The organism is Bombilactobacillus bombi (assembly GCF_013607485.1).
Classification (GTDB): domain Bacteria; phylum Bacillota; class Bacilli; order Lactobacillales; family Lactobacillaceae; genus Bombilactobacillus; species Bombilactobacillus bombi_A.
The window spans coordinates 1-17,454 of record NZ_SCHP01000025.1; the positions used below are offsets into that span (position 1 = coordinate 1).

The window sequence follows — 17,454 nt, forward strand, 5'->3', positions numbered from 1 at the left end:
GTTGAATCAGAAAATGAAGACGGTGAACCATTTTTTTATCGTAATGTCATGAAAAAAATTACTTTAGTCTCAGATAGTGAAACTTTACAAACTCGAGCTCATAATATTAAATCACAACTGATGTTGGATAATGATCGCGAATATTTAGATTTTATCCAACAAATCTATCCTCAAAAACTAACAAATAAGCGACAATTAAGTCTTTATCAACGTGACTGCGAACGTGATGTGGCTATTAACGCTTTAATGCTTGGCAGTGGCATTCGAGTTTCCGAATTGACTAACGCTAATGTAAAAGATTTAAACCTGCAGCAAGCTCAGATTACTGTCTTACGCAAGGGTGGCAAAAAAGATTTAGTCCCAATTGCTCAATGGGTTTTAAAATATATTAAGCCCTATTTATTAATTCGGGATAAGCGCTATCAGGCAATGACTACCCCTGCCCTCTTCGTGACTAAGGGGAGTAAAGGGCCGAGAAGAATTTCTAGCGCTACAGTTGAGCTATTGGTTGCCAAATATTCTACCGCATTTAATAATGTCCGTATCACCCCCCACAAATTGCGTCATACTCTAGCCTCTAAGCTGTACTTGCAGACTCATAATGAACATTTAGTTGCAACACAGCTAGGACAGACATCGACTAAAGCGACTGGACTGTATACGCACATCATTGACACGGAGCAAAAACATGCTTTAGACCAACTCAATTCGGATTAGTTTTCATTTATACGATGAATTCAAGATATTTAGATAATAAAGGAGTTTGTTATGGCTTATATTCATTTAAAAAATGTTTCTAAAATTTATAATGTTGATCAACCTAACGAAATCAAAGCAAATAATAATATTAGTTTTGATCTACAAAAGGGAGAATTAACTATTATTGTTGGCGAATCAGGAGCGGGCAAATCTACACTTTTAGATATATTAGGAGGAATGGATACTGTTAGTTCTGGTGAAGTGACCATTAACAAAGAAACCATTTCCAATTATAATCATAAACAATTAACCGCCTTTAGGCGCCATGCTATTGGATTTGTTTTTCAATTTTATAATTTACTGCCGAATTTAACTGCAAAAGAAAATATTGAATTAGCAGCGGAGCTAGTCCCGGAATCTTTAAATATAGATAAAGTTTTAGACAAGGTTGGCCTTAGCCAACGCCAAGATAATTTTCCAGGAGAATTATCTGGTGGCGAACAGCAGCGAGTAGCGATCGCTCGAGCGATTGTTAAAAATCCAGCTTTACTCTTGTGTGACGAACCGACAGGAGCTTTAGACTATCAAACAGGTAAAAAGATTTTGCAATTTTTACAAGATTTTTGTCATAATAGAAACAAAAACGTTATTATTGTTACTCATAACCAAATGATTAAACCAATGGCTGATCATATTATTGAAATAGCAGATGGTCAAATTAAGCAAGACCAGATAAATACTACCCCAACACCTGTTGCTAAAATTGAATGGTAATAGGGGGAAAGCTACATGAAAAAAACTTTATTCAAAAATATTAGAAGAGAATTCCAATTCTCTTTAGCACGTTTTTTCTCGGTAGCGATTTTATTAGCTCTCGGTGTTTTTGTACTAGTGGGTCTTAAATCTACCGGAACTGATATGCGTTTAACTGCTAATTATTATTATCAAAAACACTGTCTAGCAGATGCGCAATTAACTAGCAATTTCCCTTTATCCCAAACAGAGCGACAAAAAATCCAGCACCTATTAACTAACCACCACGGAAAACAAATTACCTGGGTTCAACAATCTGATAGTATTATTCAAAATAGTCAACGCGTCATTCGTTTGCAAAATCTTACTACTGCGGTATCTCGTGCTCAATTAGTTGTGGGGCGTTATCCGCGAAAAATAAATGAGATTGTCTTAAATCAACAAGATCGCACGCATTATCAATTAGGCCAGCATTTACATTTAAATTCCCAAAATAGTCGCAATCTCAAAATTAAATCTTTCAAAATTGTTGGCTTTATTACTTCTAGTGATTATTTAGATAAATCCCAGTTTGGAACCACTACTTTAAAAAATGGCCATGTTAATACTTTTGGTTATATATCCAAAAGCGCTTTTACAAAGTTTCAACCGACGATTGCAAAATTAAATTTTAATAATCTTCATAAACAAGCTTATGCTGATAGTTATGAACGTGATAACCAAATCAATGTTGATTCATTGCAGCCCAAATTAAATTGCTTAGCAAACATTAAAACTAAAAAAGTGCATCATCAAAGTATGAAACTTTACCAACAAAAGCAAATTCAATTACATCAATTAGAGCAAATTAATTCATCTCCTTTATTATCACATCAGTTGCAACAAGATAAAGAACAATTAAAAAAATTAAAACATCAACTCAAAATGTTGCCTTCAGTTACTTATACATTGCAAACACCTAATGATTATGATTATGGCTATCATACTTTAGGAGAAGAAGCTCAGCGAATTGATATTTTGGCAAATGTTTTTCCATATGTCTTCTTTATTGTGGCACTGATTGTTTGTTTTACTACTATGTCTAGAATGGCCAGTGAAAAACGAGAAGAACTTGGAGTATTAACTGGATTAGGATATTACAAATTAGAAGTAGTCCAAGTGTTTTTAATTTATGGAACACTTTCAGCTTTAGTGGGAGCCACATCTGGTGCTTATTTAGGGACCAATTTTTTAACCAGTAAAATTTATCAAGCATATTGTGCCAATTATGCTTTACCTAACCTAATTACTATTCCCCGATGGAACTGGATTGCTATCGCTAGTGGTATAGCCTTGGCAGTAGCAGTTTTGCCAGCTTTAAGTGTGGCTCTTCAAGAACTAATTCTAGAGCCAGCAAAGTTATTAGTGCCTATTGTACCTGCTAAGGGCAGTAAAATTATTCTAGAAAAAATCCCACAATTATGGAATCATTTAAGTTTTAAATATCAAGTTACTTTGCGCAATATATTTCGCTATAAAACACGCATGTTAATGACGATTATTGGCATTTTTGGATGTACGTCGTTATTAATTACCGGTTTTGGGATTCGTGACTCCCTAACAGGTATTGTCAAAACCCAATATCAGTATTTAATTCATTATGATGAAATTAATCTTTTTCGCCCAAATCTACCACAGGCACAAAAAAATAAATTTTTAAAACGTGTCCAGGCCCATAAAAATGTTAAAAATGCACAGTTACTTAACTACCAAACCGTATATATCCGTCCTCATAATCAATTTAATAATCAAGAAGTTACTATAATGACTGCTTCTAGTTATCATAAAATAAATCGATTTGTTAGTTTACAAAATACTATCAACCATAAACCGATTAATTATCAACATCTCCACGGAGCCATCATTACACAAAAACTAGCCGCTGCTCTACATTTAAAAGTTGGTGATCGCTTACATTTTAAAACTGCTACTAACCATAGTTATTACACTAAAGTGGGTGCCATCAGTAAAATGTATGCTGGACACTTTATTTTAATGGACGCAACACAATATAAACAAGCATATGGTAAAGCTTTTCAAGCTAATGCAGTGATTATTAATAATCAACATCGAGATCCACCAAACATTAGTCAACTGTCTACTTGGTTGAATCAGCAAAATCCTACTCTGACAGTGATTCGTTCCGATACAATTAAAGAAGCTGTCAATTATATTTTAAATGGATTGAATAATCTAATTGCCATTATTATAGTTTGTTCCTCACTTTTAGCTTTAGTAGTTTTATACACATTAACTAATATTAACGTTTCAGAACGTATGCGGGAACTAGCAACTATGAAAGTTCTAGGATTTTATCAATCAGAGGTAGTTATGTCTATCTTTCGGGAAACTATTATTTTAACTTTGATGGGTATTATCTGCGGTTTTGGTGGCGGCTATTGGCTGCACCACTATATCATGCAAACATTGCCGCCACAAAATATTCTTGCCAGTATGACTTTACGAACATCTAACTTTTTAGTTTCTACAATTATGACTCTCATTTTTGCAGTTATTGTGATGTTGCTTATGGCCCATAAAATTAAGCAAGTTGATATGTTAGCAGCTATGAAAGCTATTGACTAGATAAAAAAGGCCGAGATAATTTTTGTCTCGGTCTTTTTTAAATATATTTTTATGCAAAAAATTCTGTAATTATTTGTTTGAAAATTTCAATGAAGTCTAAATACATTGTCTTAGAAACATATTCATTATCTTGATGCGCATTATTATTTCCTGGTCCAAAGACAACATAATTACAATTATTAGGCTGGTCAATAAAGAACTTCGACGCATCTGTTCCCCCAGAAACTCCCACAGCCAAAATTTCATCTGCTGAAAAGGGAATTCCGGATAATTTAGCCTGCTGTTCAAATTGTTTAATTTGATCAGTTGTATAATTTTGTTTTTGTAAGTAAGGCTGGCCGATTTTTTGGACTAATTTCAATAACTTGGAATTTTTATTACCCAAAATAGGAATAATATTCATACCAACTTCCATTGTTACTTTACCAGAAGTAGTAGCATTATAATTATCTAGAACTTCTTGAATTAAATCTAGTATTTTTTGATTTGATAATTCTGGAATTGTCCGAATATTTAAGACAGCTTTTGCATGTCCAGGAATAGCATTAGGTTGAGTACCGCCTTCAATAACATCAACATTAAAAATAGTTTTACCTAAAACGGAATTGGTTGCATCTGCCATTGGCTTTTGAAGTTGTGCTTTAATTTGATTGATTACATTAATTAAGTGTTCCACAGCGTTATTACCCAAAGCCGGCATAGAACTGTGAGCCGCTTTACCTAATGATTGCAAGTCAATGTCCAGTTCACCTTTACTGGCATATACTGTTAAATATCCAGTAGGTTCCCCAATCAATAGACTATCAATATCTTTCATATAACCAGATTTTTGTAAAACTTCTGCCCCTTCTTGTCCAACTTCTTCACCAGCTGTGGCCATAAAACGAATTGTTCCCTTAAAAGGTTCATGATTTTGTTTTAGCTCTATTAAAGCAATAACCATCGCTGCTAATCCTGACTTCATATCAGTTGCTCCACGACCATAAAGTTTATCGTCCTTGGCTGTTAATTGGAAGGGATCCGTTTTCCAGTTTTGTGCTTGAACATCAACAACATCCATATGTCCTGAAACACCTAAAATAGGTTTACCTGAACCAATTTCTGCAACTAAATTAGCGCGATCGCCATTTACTGGTACTAAATGGCTTTCAATTCCATGTTTTTTAAATAATGACTGTAGATATTCTGCCACTTGTTTTTCATGATCATTAACTGATTTAAAACTTACTAACTTACTTAAAATATCAATTTTTTCAGCTTCATTCATAGTTGTATCCTCCTCTAATAATTTAATTATATCAGATATTCTCACTATGATGAAACACATTTAATTATATTAAAATAAAAAAGCCATTCCTAATGATTTAGGTAAATGGCTTTTTTAATAACACTAAAATCTAAAATTGTTTTTGTAAAGGCGGTACAATCTGTTTCTTACGTGAAACTACGCCCGGAAGGTCCAAACGGCCATCTTTAATTTCTTGCTTAAAGGCAGTACTTACTTTTGGTAAGAGCTCCTTTTTACCGACAGTAATCATTGTAGTATCACTATCAAGCACATTAGTAATTGCCAGTAAGAATAAATCATAACCATTAGTTTGATTACTTTGTTCCATTGCTTCTTCAAATTCTTCCTGGCGAGTTAATGCTTCTGGTAAATCAACTACATTAACTTGAGCAATACGTACATTATTGCCGCCCATATCAAAGCTCTTGGCATCAGCATCAATTAAATCAGCTGCAGTTTTTGCAGCAATATTTGTACCAGCTTTTAACATTTGCAAGCCGTACTCTGGATAGTCAATTTGTGCAATTTGGGCTAATTCTTTAACCGCTTGACGATCATCATCAGTTGTAGTTGGTGATTTTAATAATAATGTGTCGGAAATAATTGCTGACAACATTAATCCAGCAATTTTTTGTGGAATTTCAATATTAAATTCACCGTATAACTTCCACAAAATAGTACTTGTACATCCTACTGGTTCAGCACGATAAAATAACGGTGAATTTGTCTGAAAATGGGCAATACGATGATGATCTACAACATGAGTCACAGTAACATCTTTAATATCAGCAACACTTTGCTGTTCCTCATTGTGATCTACTAACATAACTGCTTGTACTTGCTTACCAATTTTATCAATAACGCGAGGCATTTTTTGCTCGAAATAATCTAAGACAAACTTTGTTTCGTCGTTAGGTTCACCTAAAGCAACGGCTTCTGTATCATAGCCTAGTTTATTTTGCAAATATGAATAAGAAATGGCTGCAACGATGGCATCTGTATCCGGGTTTAAATGTCCAAATATTAATTCTTTTACCAAGATTATCCCTCCAAATATTTATATCCCTATTATAGTACAATCTACCCTTACATGGGATGATTATCTTTTAAACGCTCCCGATAAGACTTTTCTGTAATAAAGTCATCCCATGATTTTAGAAAAGAAGCTATTCTAGGTATATTGATTTTATCACGTCGATAGACAAAAGCCATCTCAAATTGAATTTTAGGATCTATTAAAGTTTGTTTTAACTTAATTTTACTTTGATTGCCTAAAACAAAACTTTCAGGAAAGACTGCATTATAGTTTTTTTGCTGAGCAAAATGTAGAATCTGCAGGGGAGCGGCAAAACGTCCTCGACTTTGGGGTGGATCAACTAATTGATTTTTAAACTGTTCGCGTAACAATTCAGTCAAGTAATAATTATTAGGATAGGTTACCCAAGGACTATTAGTTATATTCCGCAATTTTAAAGCTTTTTTATTTTCCCATTTAGGATTATCATGCAGTAAAATTAAATGTTCATCCACAATTTTACGGCTGGAATAAGGTTTCCAGTTTTTGATAGAATCATCAGGCAAATACATAATTGCTAGATCAATTTGATTATTCTCCAATTCATTCCATAATGCCCTGCGTGTGAGTAACGATACTTCAATTTCTACTCCTGGCTGAATATCATTATAGTGAATAATAAAATCTTCGAATACCTGATCTTCAATAGTAGCTAACATCCCAATTCTAATTGAACCTAACGAATCTAGAGTAGAATTTTGAATATTATCTACTGCTGTAATTAATATTTCATAAATGCCACTAACAGTATCTAACAAAATCCGCCCAGCATCCGTTAAATGGATTTGCCTACCCACTGAGTAAAATAATGGTGAACCAATTCCGCGTTCTAATTTTTTAATTTGCTGAGTTAAAGCTGGCTGCGTAATTCCTAAAGAACGTGCAGTTTTAGTGTAGTTCAGTGTATGAGCTAATTTGGCAAAATAGCACAATGATTTTGAAGTTAATGCAGCAATGAAGTCATCCTTGTCAACAGTCATAGTTACTCCTCCGTAGATTTAATGCGTGAATTTATTTTAATTTGCGAAATAATTCCATCTTTAGCAGTATCCAAAACAAAAGAACCATTCGAATAACGATCACTAAAATTGAAATGTTCCGGATCAATCATAATATTTTTGTTCGAATCAGTGATAACTTCTAAAAGCTCATCTTTAGTCAGCAATCGTGCAAACTTAATACGATGAGGCTTTTGCTTAAGCTCACGCAATGTCAATACACCACGACGTCCACGGCTACCTGCTGGTAATTCTGCTAACTTCATCTTCTTAAAAGAACCTCTTTGGGTTAAAATTCCGATAAATTGTTCTATTTGAGGGTTATTTAAATCATAATCTACAATCTGATCTTGTTCTTTCAGTGCTAAAAATTTTACACCGGCAGCTTGAGGTTTGAGCATGGGCACAGCTTCTACAGGAAATTGCAAAGCATAAGATTTTTGGGTAAAACCAATTACTTGTTGATCAGCAAAAGCATTTTCAGAATAAAAGACGTGCAAAATTCTACTATTGGCTGTATGCAATTTAATTGCTTTCATAGCTCGTGAACGATAGGTTCGGCTGGGTAATAAATCTTGAAAAGCAATTTGTTTAATATAACTATCCGAAGTTGCCAATAAAAAACTGCCACCCATTTTTAAATTTTTAAAAAGAAACGCGTTAATAACTTCTTCATCAGGATTGAGCCCAATAAATTGTGACAAGTGTTGCCCAGTATCTTTCCACCGAACATCGCTTAATTCGTGAACTGGCCGATATATTAAATGACCTTGGTTAGTAAAAATATAAATATGATCTAAAGTCGAAGTTTCACAGTCTAAAATAGGAAAATCTTCAGGCCGAAGCCCATTATCAGAAGCATTTGAAGCTTGATAAGAACGCAGACTGCTACGCTTTAAATAACCTTGTTGACTCACCAATACACGCACATTTTCTTCACCAACCATCACCCGACGATCAATTTTTAGTTGAGTTACTTCAGCTTCAATTTTAGTTAAACGTGGCGTCGCAAACTCTTTTTTTATCACAAGCAATTCCTTCTTAATGACTTGTAATAAACGTTGTGGTTGGGAGATGATTTCTTGATAACCCTTAATCGCTTTTTGCAGTTGCGATTGTTCTTTTTGCAGTTGCGTAACATCGGTGTTAGTTAGTCGATACAATTGTAAGGCCACAATTGCGCTAGCTTGTTCTTGCGAAAAATCATGCTTAGTGACCAAATTTTTAACAGCATCGCTTTTATTTTTGCTTGCACGAATAGTATGAATTACCTGATCTAAAATAGAAAGTGCTTTAATTAAACCATCGACAATATGCAAGCGATTCTGAGCTTTAGCTAAATCATATTGGGTTCTTCTTAAAACTACATCCTTTTGATGAGCGATGTAGGCTTGTAAAATTGGTAACAAGCCCAATTGCTGAGGTCGCATGTTAGAAATAGCTACCATATTAAAGTTATAGGTTACCTGCAAATCAGTGTTTTTAAATAAATAATTTAAAATAGCTTGGGCATTGACATCCCGTTTTAATTCAATGACTATACTTAAACCATGACGATCAGTTTCATCCCGTACTTCAGCAATCCCATCAATAGTCTTTAAGACGCGAATCTCATCAATTTTTTTCACCAATTGGGCTTTATTAACTTCGTAGGGTATTTCAGTAATAATAATTTGACTACGATGTCCTCGCAAAGTTTGAATAGCAGTTTTAGAGCGCAGAACCACCTTGCCACGGCCTGTTTGATAGGCTTTTTTTATACCGGCCTCACCCTGCAAAATTCCGCCTGTAGGAAAGTCCGGACCTTGCACATACTGCATAGCTTCATCTAAGGATAAATTTGGATTATCAATCAGAGCGATAGTAGCATCAATAACTTCACCTAAATTATGCGGCGGAATTTCTGTAGCGTAACCAGCGGAAATTCCGGTAGCACCATTAACTAGTAAATTAGGAAAACGCGCTGGCAGTACTGTTGGCTCTTCTAAAGTATCATCAAAATTTAACACCATATCGACTACATCTTTGTCGATATCCTGCAATAAAGCCTCTGAAGCTTTACTTAAACGTGCTTCAGTATAACGCATCGCAGCTGGCGGATCACCATCCATTGATCCATTGTTACCATGCATTTCAATTAAGGGTACGCGCAATTTCCATGATTGGCTTAGGCGTACTAAAGCTTCATAAATTGGTGTGTCACCATGGGGATGAAAGTTACCCATGACATTTCCAACAGATTTAGCAGATTTTCTAAAGGCCTTATCATAGGTGTTACCATCTAAATGCATTGCATATAAAATCCGTCTTTGGACTGGTTTAAGACCATCACGGACATCTGGAAGAGCTCTTTCTTGAATTATATATTTGGAATAGCGACCAAAGCGATCACCCATAATTTCTTCCAAAGAAAGCTCTTGAATTTTAGAACTATTTGTCAATATTTTCACTCACTTTATTTAGAATTTAATTGATTTTTGAGACCTTGTTCGCCGATGTTTTCATCTAAATCAGTTTCAAGAATACTACCATCGTCTTCAAGATTAAATTTAACATTTTCTTCAATCCAATCCCGACGGGGTTCAACTTTATCACCCATCAAGGTAGTTACGCGCCGTTCCGCTAAGGCAGCATTATCGATTCGAACTCGTACTAAAGTTCTTGTGGCAGGATTCATCGTGGTTTCCCATAATTGATCGGAATTCATTTCTCCTAGCCCTTTGAAACGTTGTAGGCTATAACCCTTCCCCATTTGTTTAATATCGGCATTTAATTCGGCATCGGTCCATGCATACTGAATTTGTAGTTTATCACCGCGTCCTTTTTGTAGTTTATACAAGGGCGGCAAAGCAATATAGACTTTTCCAGCTTCAATTAAAGGCCGCATATAGCGATAGAAGAAGGTTAGTAATAAAATTTGAATATGAGCGCCATCGGTATCAGCATCGGTCATAATAATTACTTTATCATAATTACTGTCTTCAACCTTAAATTCTGGTCCCACACCAGCGCCAATAGTATAAATCATGGTATTTATTTCTTCATTTTTAAAGATATCATCTAGTTTAGCTTTTTGGGTATTCAAAACTTTTCCACGCAATGGGAGTATGGCTTGAAACTTGCGGTCACGACCTTGCTTTGCAGATCCGCCGGCAGAATTACCCTCAACTAGATATAACTCGTTTTTTTGAGGATTACGTGATTGTGCCGGGGTTAACTTACCAGAAAGTACACCTTGATCTTTCTTTTTTCTTTTACCGGAACGAGTGTTTTCCCGGGCTTTGCGAGCTGCTTCGCGGGCTTCACGCGCTTTTAAAGCTTTTTTTACTAAGGTTTGACCAAATTCACCATTTTCTAATAAATAAAAACTCATTTGCGAATAAACCACATTATCCACGGCACTACGGGCTTCTGGTGTTCCTAACTTACTTTTAGTTTGCCCTTCAAACTGCAACAAGTCTTCAGGTATTCGAACTGATAAAACGGCGCTTAGACCTTCGCGAACATCAGAACCTTCTAAATTCTTATCATTATCTTTTAAAAGGCCAATTTTACGGGCATATTCATTAAAAGCTTTTGTCAATCCTGTTTTCATCCCGACTTCATGGCTCCCGCCATCAGGAGTACGAACATTATTAACAAATGAAATAATATTTTCCGAATAACCATCATTATATTGACCAGCAAACTCTACTTCAATATCATTTTGTTGGCTTTCAAAGTAAAATACATCTTTAATCGGATCTTTACCTTCGTTCAAATATTTAACAAAGGACTTAATGCCATCATGAAATAAATACTCTTCAAAACGTTTTGGTTCAACACGCAAATCCGTTAGAGTGATTCTAACCCCTTTGAGTAAAAAGGCTGATTCCCGTAGGCGCTCAGCTAATGTACTAAAATTAAAAGAAGTAGTTTGAAAAATCGTAGAATCTGGTTTAAAGGAAATAGTAGTTCCACTTTTTTGTTGAACTTTACCAATTTTTTTAAGCGTTCCTTGAGGCTTGCCGCCTTCAACAAAATTTTCCTCGTAAGCAATATGATCACGTACAACTCTAACCCTTAACCACTCTGATAGAGCATTAACCACGGATGAACCTACACCATGCAGTCCGCCTGAAGTTTTATAATTATTCTGCGAAAATTTTCCTCCAGCATGTAAAACTGTTAAAATAACTTCGATAGTTGGTATTCCAGATTCATGCATACCCGTGGGCATACCACGACCTTGATCACAAACTGTAATCGAGTTATCAGCATTAATAGTTACGTCAATATTTTTGCCAAATCCTGCTAACGCTTCATCGACTGAATTATCAACAATTTCATAAACTAAATGATGTAAGCCTCGGGCATCAGTTGAACCTATATACATGCCTGGACGTTTGCGTACTGCTTCTAAACCATGTAAAATCTGAATTGAAGAATCATCATATTGCTGCTTTTTAGCCATTATCGTATCTCACTTTCAAAAAAGAACAGAATCTTTATTTAATTTGTATTAAAATATCACTGATACTCATTATTAATACTTAAGTATCTTTGGAGGTTTAAACTTGAAACTTATAATTTGTTTTACTTTGGCATACCTAATTGGCTCTATTCCCTCAGCTTACTTACTGGGAAAATTGTACTTTCACCAGGATATACGTCAATTAGGCAGCGGTAATATTGGTACTACTAATACCTTTAGAACCTTTGGCTTTTTTCCTGGAGTCACAGTTTTGTTATTGGATATTTTCAAAGGAACACTTGGAGCAAGTTTACCACTCTTTTTAAATGTCCCTGGCAAACAGTGGATGCTCTTAGTGGGAATTGCTGCAGTTATTGGACATTGCTTTCCTATTTTTTTACATTTTAAAGGTGGTAAAGCTGTTGCCACTGGTTCCGGAATTTTATTGGCTTACAATCCGCCACTTTTTTTAGTTGCTGCTGGTATGTTTTTAACACTAGTCTTATTGACGAGTACCGTTAGTATTGCCAGCTTAGTAGTAATGCCAATTTTTACTTTAATAACTTTTTTTATCCACGATTATTTTTTAATGCTGGCTGCAATTGTTGTCACAATTATTGTTTACGTAAGGCACTTACCAAATATTAAACGCTTAGCACACCATCAAGAAAATATTGTGCATCTTGGGTTAGTATACTATTTGCGGAAAAAATCCCACAAATAATTATACACCAGAACAAGTGTTCGGTTAAGTGTTTTAAATTTAGAAAACAAATTACATTGTAGCGGATTTTAAGTTAATTTCAAACTTTAATGATAATTAAATAAGGGAGATAGAGGCTATTTTATACCTCTGTCTCCTTATTTATTAGTATTCGTTGTGTTTCAAAAAAGATAGGTCTAGGACAAAATCTATCCCAGACCTATCTAATATTATAGAAAATTCAATTAAACTTTATGGCTGACTTTAGCTGTTTTAAATTAATGTTGCAATTTTTTAACAACAAAATCGCCAATACCTTGAACAATAAATACCAATATCAAAATTAAAATCATTGATACAATGGTGACGTCATTTTCAAAGCGCTGATAACCTACGGCAATTGCCATATTGCCTAAACCGCCGCCACCAACAGCTCCAGCCATCGCAGTTAATCCAATTAAACTAATCAAAGTTAAAGTTGCGGAACGAATTAATTCTGGTAAGCCCTCTTTTAAATAAACATGTACAATAATTTTCCAAGGTGATAAACCCATTGCTTGAGCAGCTTCAACTACTCCGGGGTCAACTTCAACTAAAGCTAATTGGACTTGGCGAGCAAAAAATGGAGCTGTTCCTAAGATTAGTGGTACTAAAGCGCCAGTAGGTCCAATTGTTTGGCCCACAATTAATTTAGTAAAAGGACCAATTACCGCTAATAATACTACGAAGGGAATAGATCGAAAAAGATTTACCAATTTATCTAAAACATAATAAAATTTTTTATGTGGCAAAATACCTTTACTATCAGTTACTAACAGCGCAATACCTAAGATAAGGCCTAAGATACCTGCAAAAGCCGCACTGACAAAGGTCATATATAATGTTTGATAAATAGCTATTTCAAAACCATTATCGCCACTCCAGTTGGTAACTACATTGGGCAGCCACTGTTGTATTAAATGCTCCATTTATCCCACCTCTATCTGTGCTAAATTAACTTGTTTGACATTGACCTGGAGATGATTTAAATACTGCAAAGCAGCTTGAATGTCCTCATCTTGACCTGATAAAGCCAAAAGCATAATGCCTACTGTTGTCCCTTGTAATTGCTCAATATTACTAAAAAGAATATTAGCCTCTACTTTAAAACGTTTATACAATTCAACGACCATTGGCTCTTCCGTCACATCGCCTAAGAAGTTTAACTCAATTAGATGTTTAGAATTCTCTGGTAAAATATGGCTCTTTTTAATTTCTTGTAAAGCCGGTCCTAATTGGGTAGAAGAATCAACAAATTTTTGTGTTAAAGCCTGCTGTGGATGGCCAAAAATTTTCAGGAGACTTCCCTCTTCGATTAATTTACCTTGATCCATAACTGCTACTCGGTTGCAAATTTGTTTAATGGCGTCCATTTCATGGGTAATAATAACAATCGTAATACCTAAAGACTGGTTCAAATAACCTAATAAATTTAAAATTTCTGTCGTAGTTTCAGGATCAAGTGCACTAGTGGCTTCATCAGAAATTAAAATTTCGGGATCATTGGCTAAAGCACGAGCAATTGCTACACGCTGTTTTTGACCACCAGATAGTTGTGAAGGATAATTTTGTGCTTTGTCACTTAAACCCACCAAATCTAATAATTTATTAACTTTTTGTTGACGCTGAGCTGCTGACAATTGGGAATCCATCAATGGAAAATCGACATTACCATAAACAGTACGGGAATTTAATAAATTAAAATGTTGAAAAATCATGCCGATATTTTTTCTTTCGTCACGGAGTTGTTTAGGCGTTAACTTTAGCATTTGTTTGTGATTAACAGTTACTGCACCTACTGTAGGTCGTTGCAATAAGTTAATAACTCGTACCAAGGTGCTCTTTCCTGCACCAGAATATCCAATAATTCCATAAACGTCACCCTTATTTACTGTTAGCGATACATCTTTCACAGCATCAATTAGTTGTTCTTTTTGTGAAAATTGGACGCCAATATTTTTTAATTCAATAATTGGACTTGCCTTTGCCATTAATCTCTACCTACACTTTACTTAAAAATTGCCCAAAGAACTCAATAAATTCAAGATAATCTTGGATACGAATATTTTCATTAGGAGCGTGATCGCCCGCTTTACTATAACTAACACCACAAGCAACAATTGGTGCATGAGTATATTTATTAACTAAATACATTGGACCTGTACCAGGACTAGAAGGCAAGAGCTCCACCTGATCTTTGCCACCATAACAGTCTTGAGCAGTCTGGATTAACTTATCTACCAAGGGCTGTTGTAAGTCCCAACGGTATCCAGATTCACCTAATAAGTAACGGACTTCAATATCACCAAAGCCTTGTTCTTGTAAATACTTAGTTAATTTATTAAAAATATCTTGTGGAGATTGATTAGGTACTAAACGAAATTCTAATTTAGCGCTTGCTGTTTTAGGAGTTACAGTTTTCACGCCATTAGCTTCCCAACCGCTGCTAAAACCTTCAATATTAATTGTAGGGCTAAATGTTAAATTATAATTCACAGACTTATTTTTTAATAACGGCAACTTCAAATTCCACTTTTTCTGCAAATCAGGAGTAGCTGCTTGTGCAACCAATTCTTGCTCCCGAGCTGTGGGTGTTATTACATCATCATAAAATCCTGGTACTTTAATATAGCCATCACTAGTTCGCAAGGTATTTAACGCAGCAACTAAACGCCAAGTAGCACTGTCTACTACTGCAGCAAAAGATGAATGGAGATCAATAGCGGCAGAATTAGCAACTAATTCAAAACATAAAATACCCTTATTACCGCCTTCAATACTAAACTGCTCTTGCTCATTTTTCTTTCCCGATTCCCAAATAACCAAATCTGCCGCTAATAAATAATGATATTTAGCTAAATAATCTGGCAAATGCTCACTTGCAACTTCTTCTTCACCCTCTACTAAAAATTTAACATTACAAGGCCAATCGCCATGTTCCTGCCGATAAATTTTTAAAGCTGTAATCCGACTGATTAAATCAGCTTTACAATCGGAAGTTCCCCGACCAATTAACTTGTCAGTAGTAATTTTTAAAGTAAACGGATCAGATTCCCACAAATCCAAAGGTTCTTCCGGCTGAACGTCATAATGATTATAAATCAAAATCGTAGTATCACTCGCCTGTTTTGGCTTGATTTCTCCATATACCAAGGGTACTGAAAAGTCATCCAAAATTTTAACTTTTGCTCCTAAAGTACTTAATAACTTACTTAAAAATTGGGCTGTTTGTGGTTGAGCTTGCTCTTTAGCTGATACTGATGGCAAAGCTACATAATCACCTAACTCACGTAATGATTCTTGAATTAATGGATCATTAATATTTTTCATAATTTTTACTCCTTAGTTAAAATTTACTATTCCAAACTGTCACTGCTCCTTGGCCATAAACCCGTTTAATTTCTTTGGCAACATCGTTTGTTTGATAAGCTTTGACGATTTTCTTATAAGTTGGGTTATGTTGGTCCTTTTTATTAGCAACAATAATATTAATCCATGGTTTAGACTGCTGTGAAACCTTTTCTTGATAAATGGCTTTTTTAGGGCTCAATTTTGCTGCATTAGCAACATTACCGTTAATAACCGCAATATCTACATCTCCTAAAGAATGAGCTGTTTGAGCAGCATCTAAAACATTAAATTTTAAGTTTAACTTATTAGTCTGAACATCTTTGGTCGAAGGTAGTTTTTTATGTGTATTCTTTAAGACAATAAGACCTGCATTTTCTAATAACTGTAAGGCCCGAGCTTCATTAGAAGCATCATTAGGAAGAGCTACTTTAGCTCCAGCTTTTAACTGTTTAATGCTATTAATCTTATTTGAGTAAATTGTCATGGGTTGAATCACCGTATCTCCAATCGCTACCAAGTTAGTATGATGAGCTTTATTCCAATTACTCAAGAAAAAACGATGTTGAAAAGCGTTAATGTCTAATTCACCTTGTGATAAAGCAGTATTGGGCTGATTATAATCGGAAAATTCCATAATTTTTAAATTAATATGTTCTTTTTTGACCTTTTTCTGCACTACTTTCCAAACTGCTTCATCAGCATTATTGATTCCGACTTTAACAGTCTTTTCTTGGGAATTTTGACTGCCACAACCAACTGCTAATATAGCAACACTTAAACATGTCAAAATTACTAAAACTCGCCGAATAACGCTACTAAACTTTTTCATATCTTTCACCCTCAATAAATTTATTTAGTTAATGGGAACAAAAAAAACCGCTCCTAATTAACTGTAAAACAGTCAGTTAGAAGCGGTTACTATCTCCGCGGTACCATTCTAATTCGAGATAAGCTTACACTTACCTCCTTATCAACGTACAAAATTATACGCGTGTACAATAAAGAGTACCAACCATTGCCACCTTATTGACTCTGTCAACTCAGCGCACCAATCACAGGTCATTTTCACTGGTAATTATGGCCTTATCTCAACAACAAAGGCTTTCTGTGCATAATTTACCAAGTTACTTCCCCTGATCATTTTGTTTATTATATTCTCATTAGCTATTGACAAAATAATATAATTAATTTTCCTTAATGTCAACTAAAAAAATAATTTTTTAATATATATTAATTTCATCTAATTAAATTTGGCACACCAACTAGCATTAAAAACTTGTAAAGGCTGCAATTGATTAATGCCAAATTTATGGCTTATTTGGCCATTACTATCTTGAGCATCTGCCAGCCCCCACCATGGCTCGAGGCAAACAAAATCACCCTTTTGTGGATAAGCTGACCAAACCCCAAAATAAGGTGCATTAGTTGAAATTTTCACCTTATCAATACCTTCAGAAGCGATACTATAAC

The 17,454-nt window shown here is 34.9% G+C and carries 13 protein-coding genes and 1 pseudogene; 4 read left to right on the plus strand and 10 right to left on the minus strand.

Annotated features, from left to right (window positions below; translation table 11 throughout):
* From xerS to EQ827_RS05825, 3 genes are all read left to right on the plus strand, one after another.
* Positions 1 to 717, plus strand: a 717-nt coding sequence (gene xerS / locus EQ827_RS05815; RefSeq protein ID WP_181190049.1) for a tyrosine recombinase XerS, incomplete at its 5' end; no start/stop codon positions are given.
* A gap of 51 nt (positions 718 to 768) precedes the next feature.
* Positions 769 to 1,473, plus strand: coding sequence for an ABC transporter ATP-binding protein (locus EQ827_RS05820; protein ID WP_181190050.1), 705 nt, complete (start codon positions 769 to 771; stop codon positions 1,471 to 1,473).
* Between the two features lie 15 nt (positions 1,474 to 1,488).
* Positions 1,489 to 4,077: an ABC transporter permease gene (locus tag EQ827_RS05825; protein WP_181190051.1), complete on the plus strand. Its 2,589-nt coding sequence runs from the start codon at positions 1,489 to 1,491 to the stop codon at positions 4,075 to 4,077.
* Between the two features lie 49 nt (positions 4,078 to 4,126).
* On the opposite strand, the gene EQ827_RS05830 is transcribed toward EQ827_RS05825, so the two are convergent.
* From EQ827_RS05830 to parE, 5 genes are all read right to left on the minus strand, one after another.
* Positions 4,127 to 5,344 carry an ArgE/DapE family deacylase gene (locus tag EQ827_RS05830; protein WP_181190052.1) on the minus strand — a complete coding sequence of 406 codons (1,218 nt, stop codon included), beginning with the start codon at positions 5,342 to 5,344 and terminating at the stop codon, positions 4,127 to 4,129.
* 130 nt (positions 5,345 to 5,474) lie between these two features.
* Entirely contained in the window at positions 5,475 to 6,404 is a 930-nt protein-coding gene (locus tag EQ827_RS05835; RefSeq protein ID WP_181190053.1) for a manganese-dependent inorganic pyrophosphatase, read from the minus strand.
* A gap of 47 nt (positions 6,405 to 6,451) precedes the next feature.
* A complete protein-coding gene (locus EQ827_RS05840) occupies positions 6,452 to 7,420 on the minus strand; it encodes a LysR family transcriptional regulator (RefSeq protein WP_181190054.1) in 969 nt (322 codons plus the stop codon).
* 2 nt (positions 7,421 to 7,422) lie between these two features.
* Positions 7,423 to 9,882 (minus strand): DNA topoisomerase IV subunit A, encoded by a 2,460-nt coding sequence (parC, locus tag EQ827_RS05845; RefSeq protein WP_181190062.1) that lies wholly within the window; start codon positions 9,880 to 9,882, stop codon positions 7,423 to 7,425.
* A gap of 11 nt (positions 9,883 to 9,893) precedes the next feature.
* Positions 9,894 to 11,891: a DNA topoisomerase IV subunit B gene (gene parE, locus EQ827_RS05850; protein WP_181190055.1), complete on the minus strand. Its 1,998-nt coding sequence runs from the start codon at positions 11,889 to 11,891 to the stop codon at positions 9,894 to 9,896.
* A 103-nt stretch (positions 11,892 to 11,994) separates the two neighbouring features.
* Between parE and plsY the strand changes: the two genes are divergently transcribed.
* Positions 11,995 to 12,615 carry a glycerol-3-phosphate 1-O-acyltransferase PlsY gene (gene plsY / locus EQ827_RS05855; RefSeq protein ID WP_181190056.1) on the plus strand — a complete coding sequence of 207 codons (621 nt, stop codon included), beginning with the start codon at positions 11,995 to 11,997 and terminating at the stop codon, positions 12,613 to 12,615.
* 257 nt (positions 12,616 to 12,872) lie between these two features.
* Here plsY and EQ827_RS05860 read toward each other — a convergent pair whose 3' ends face one another.
* From EQ827_RS05860 to EQ827_RS05880, 5 genes and pseudogenes are all read right to left on the minus strand, one after another.
* Positions 12,873 to 13,562, minus strand: coding sequence for a methionine ABC transporter permease (locus EQ827_RS05860; RefSeq protein ID WP_181190057.1), 690 nt, complete (start codon positions 13,560 to 13,562; stop codon positions 12,873 to 12,875).
* Entirely contained in the window at positions 13,563 to 14,624 is a 1,062-nt protein-coding gene (locus EQ827_RS05865) for a methionine ABC transporter ATP-binding protein (RefSeq protein WP_181190058.1), read from the minus strand. It abuts the gene before it with no gap.
* A gap of 10 nt (positions 14,625 to 14,634) precedes the next feature.
* Positions 14,635 to 15,963, minus strand: coding sequence for a M20/M25/M40 family metallo-hydrolase (locus EQ827_RS05870; protein WP_181190059.1), 1,329 nt, complete (start codon positions 15,961 to 15,963; stop codon positions 14,635 to 14,637).
* Positions 15,964 to 15,979: 16 nt separating this feature from the next.
* Complete coding sequence (locus EQ827_RS05875; RefSeq protein ID WP_181190060.1) at positions 15,980 to 16,813, minus strand: MetQ/NlpA family ABC transporter substrate-binding protein; 834 nt, start codon at positions 16,811 to 16,813, stop codon at positions 15,980 to 15,982.
* A 411-nt stretch (positions 16,814 to 17,224) separates the two neighbouring features.
* A pseudogene (locus EQ827_RS05880) lies at positions 17,225 to 17,454 on the minus strand (aldose 1-epimerase family protein); the annotation flags it as partial.

Bases quoted from the DNA above. Each gene is read 5' to 3' on its own strand.
- EQ827_RS05820 (WP_181190050.1), top strand. From the start codon at position 769: ATGGCTTATATTCATTTAAAAAATGTTTCTAAAATTTATAATGTTGAT.
- EQ827_RS05825 (WP_181190051.1), top strand. From the start codon at position 1,489: ATGAAAAAAACTTTATTCAAAAATATTAGAAGAGAATTCCAATTCTCT.
- EQ827_RS05830 (WP_181190052.1), bottom strand. From the start codon at position 5,344: ATGAATGAAGCTGAAAAAATTGATATTTTAAGTAAGTTAGTAAGTTTT.
- EQ827_RS05840 (WP_181190054.1), bottom strand. From the start codon at position 7,420: ATGACTGTTGACAAGGATGACTTCATTGCTGCATTAACTTCAAAATCA.
- parE (WP_181190055.1), bottom strand. From the start codon at position 11,891: ATGGCTAAAAAGCAGCAATATGATGATTCTTCAATTCAGATTTTACAT.
- EQ827_RS05860 (WP_181190057.1), bottom strand. From the start codon at position 13,562: ATGGAGCATTTAATACAACAGTGGCTGCCCAATGTAGTTACCAACTGG.
- EQ827_RS05865 (WP_181190058.1), bottom strand. From the start codon at position 14,624: ATGGCAAAGGCAAGTCCAATTATTGAATTAAAAAATATTGGCGTCCAA.
- EQ827_RS05870 (WP_181190059.1), bottom strand. From the start codon at position 15,963: ATGAAAAATATTAATGATCCATTAATTCAAGAATCATTACGTGAGTTA.
- EQ827_RS05875 (WP_181190060.1), bottom strand. From the start codon at position 16,813: ATGAAAAAGTTTAGTAGCGTTATTCGGCGAGTTTTAGTAATTTTGACA.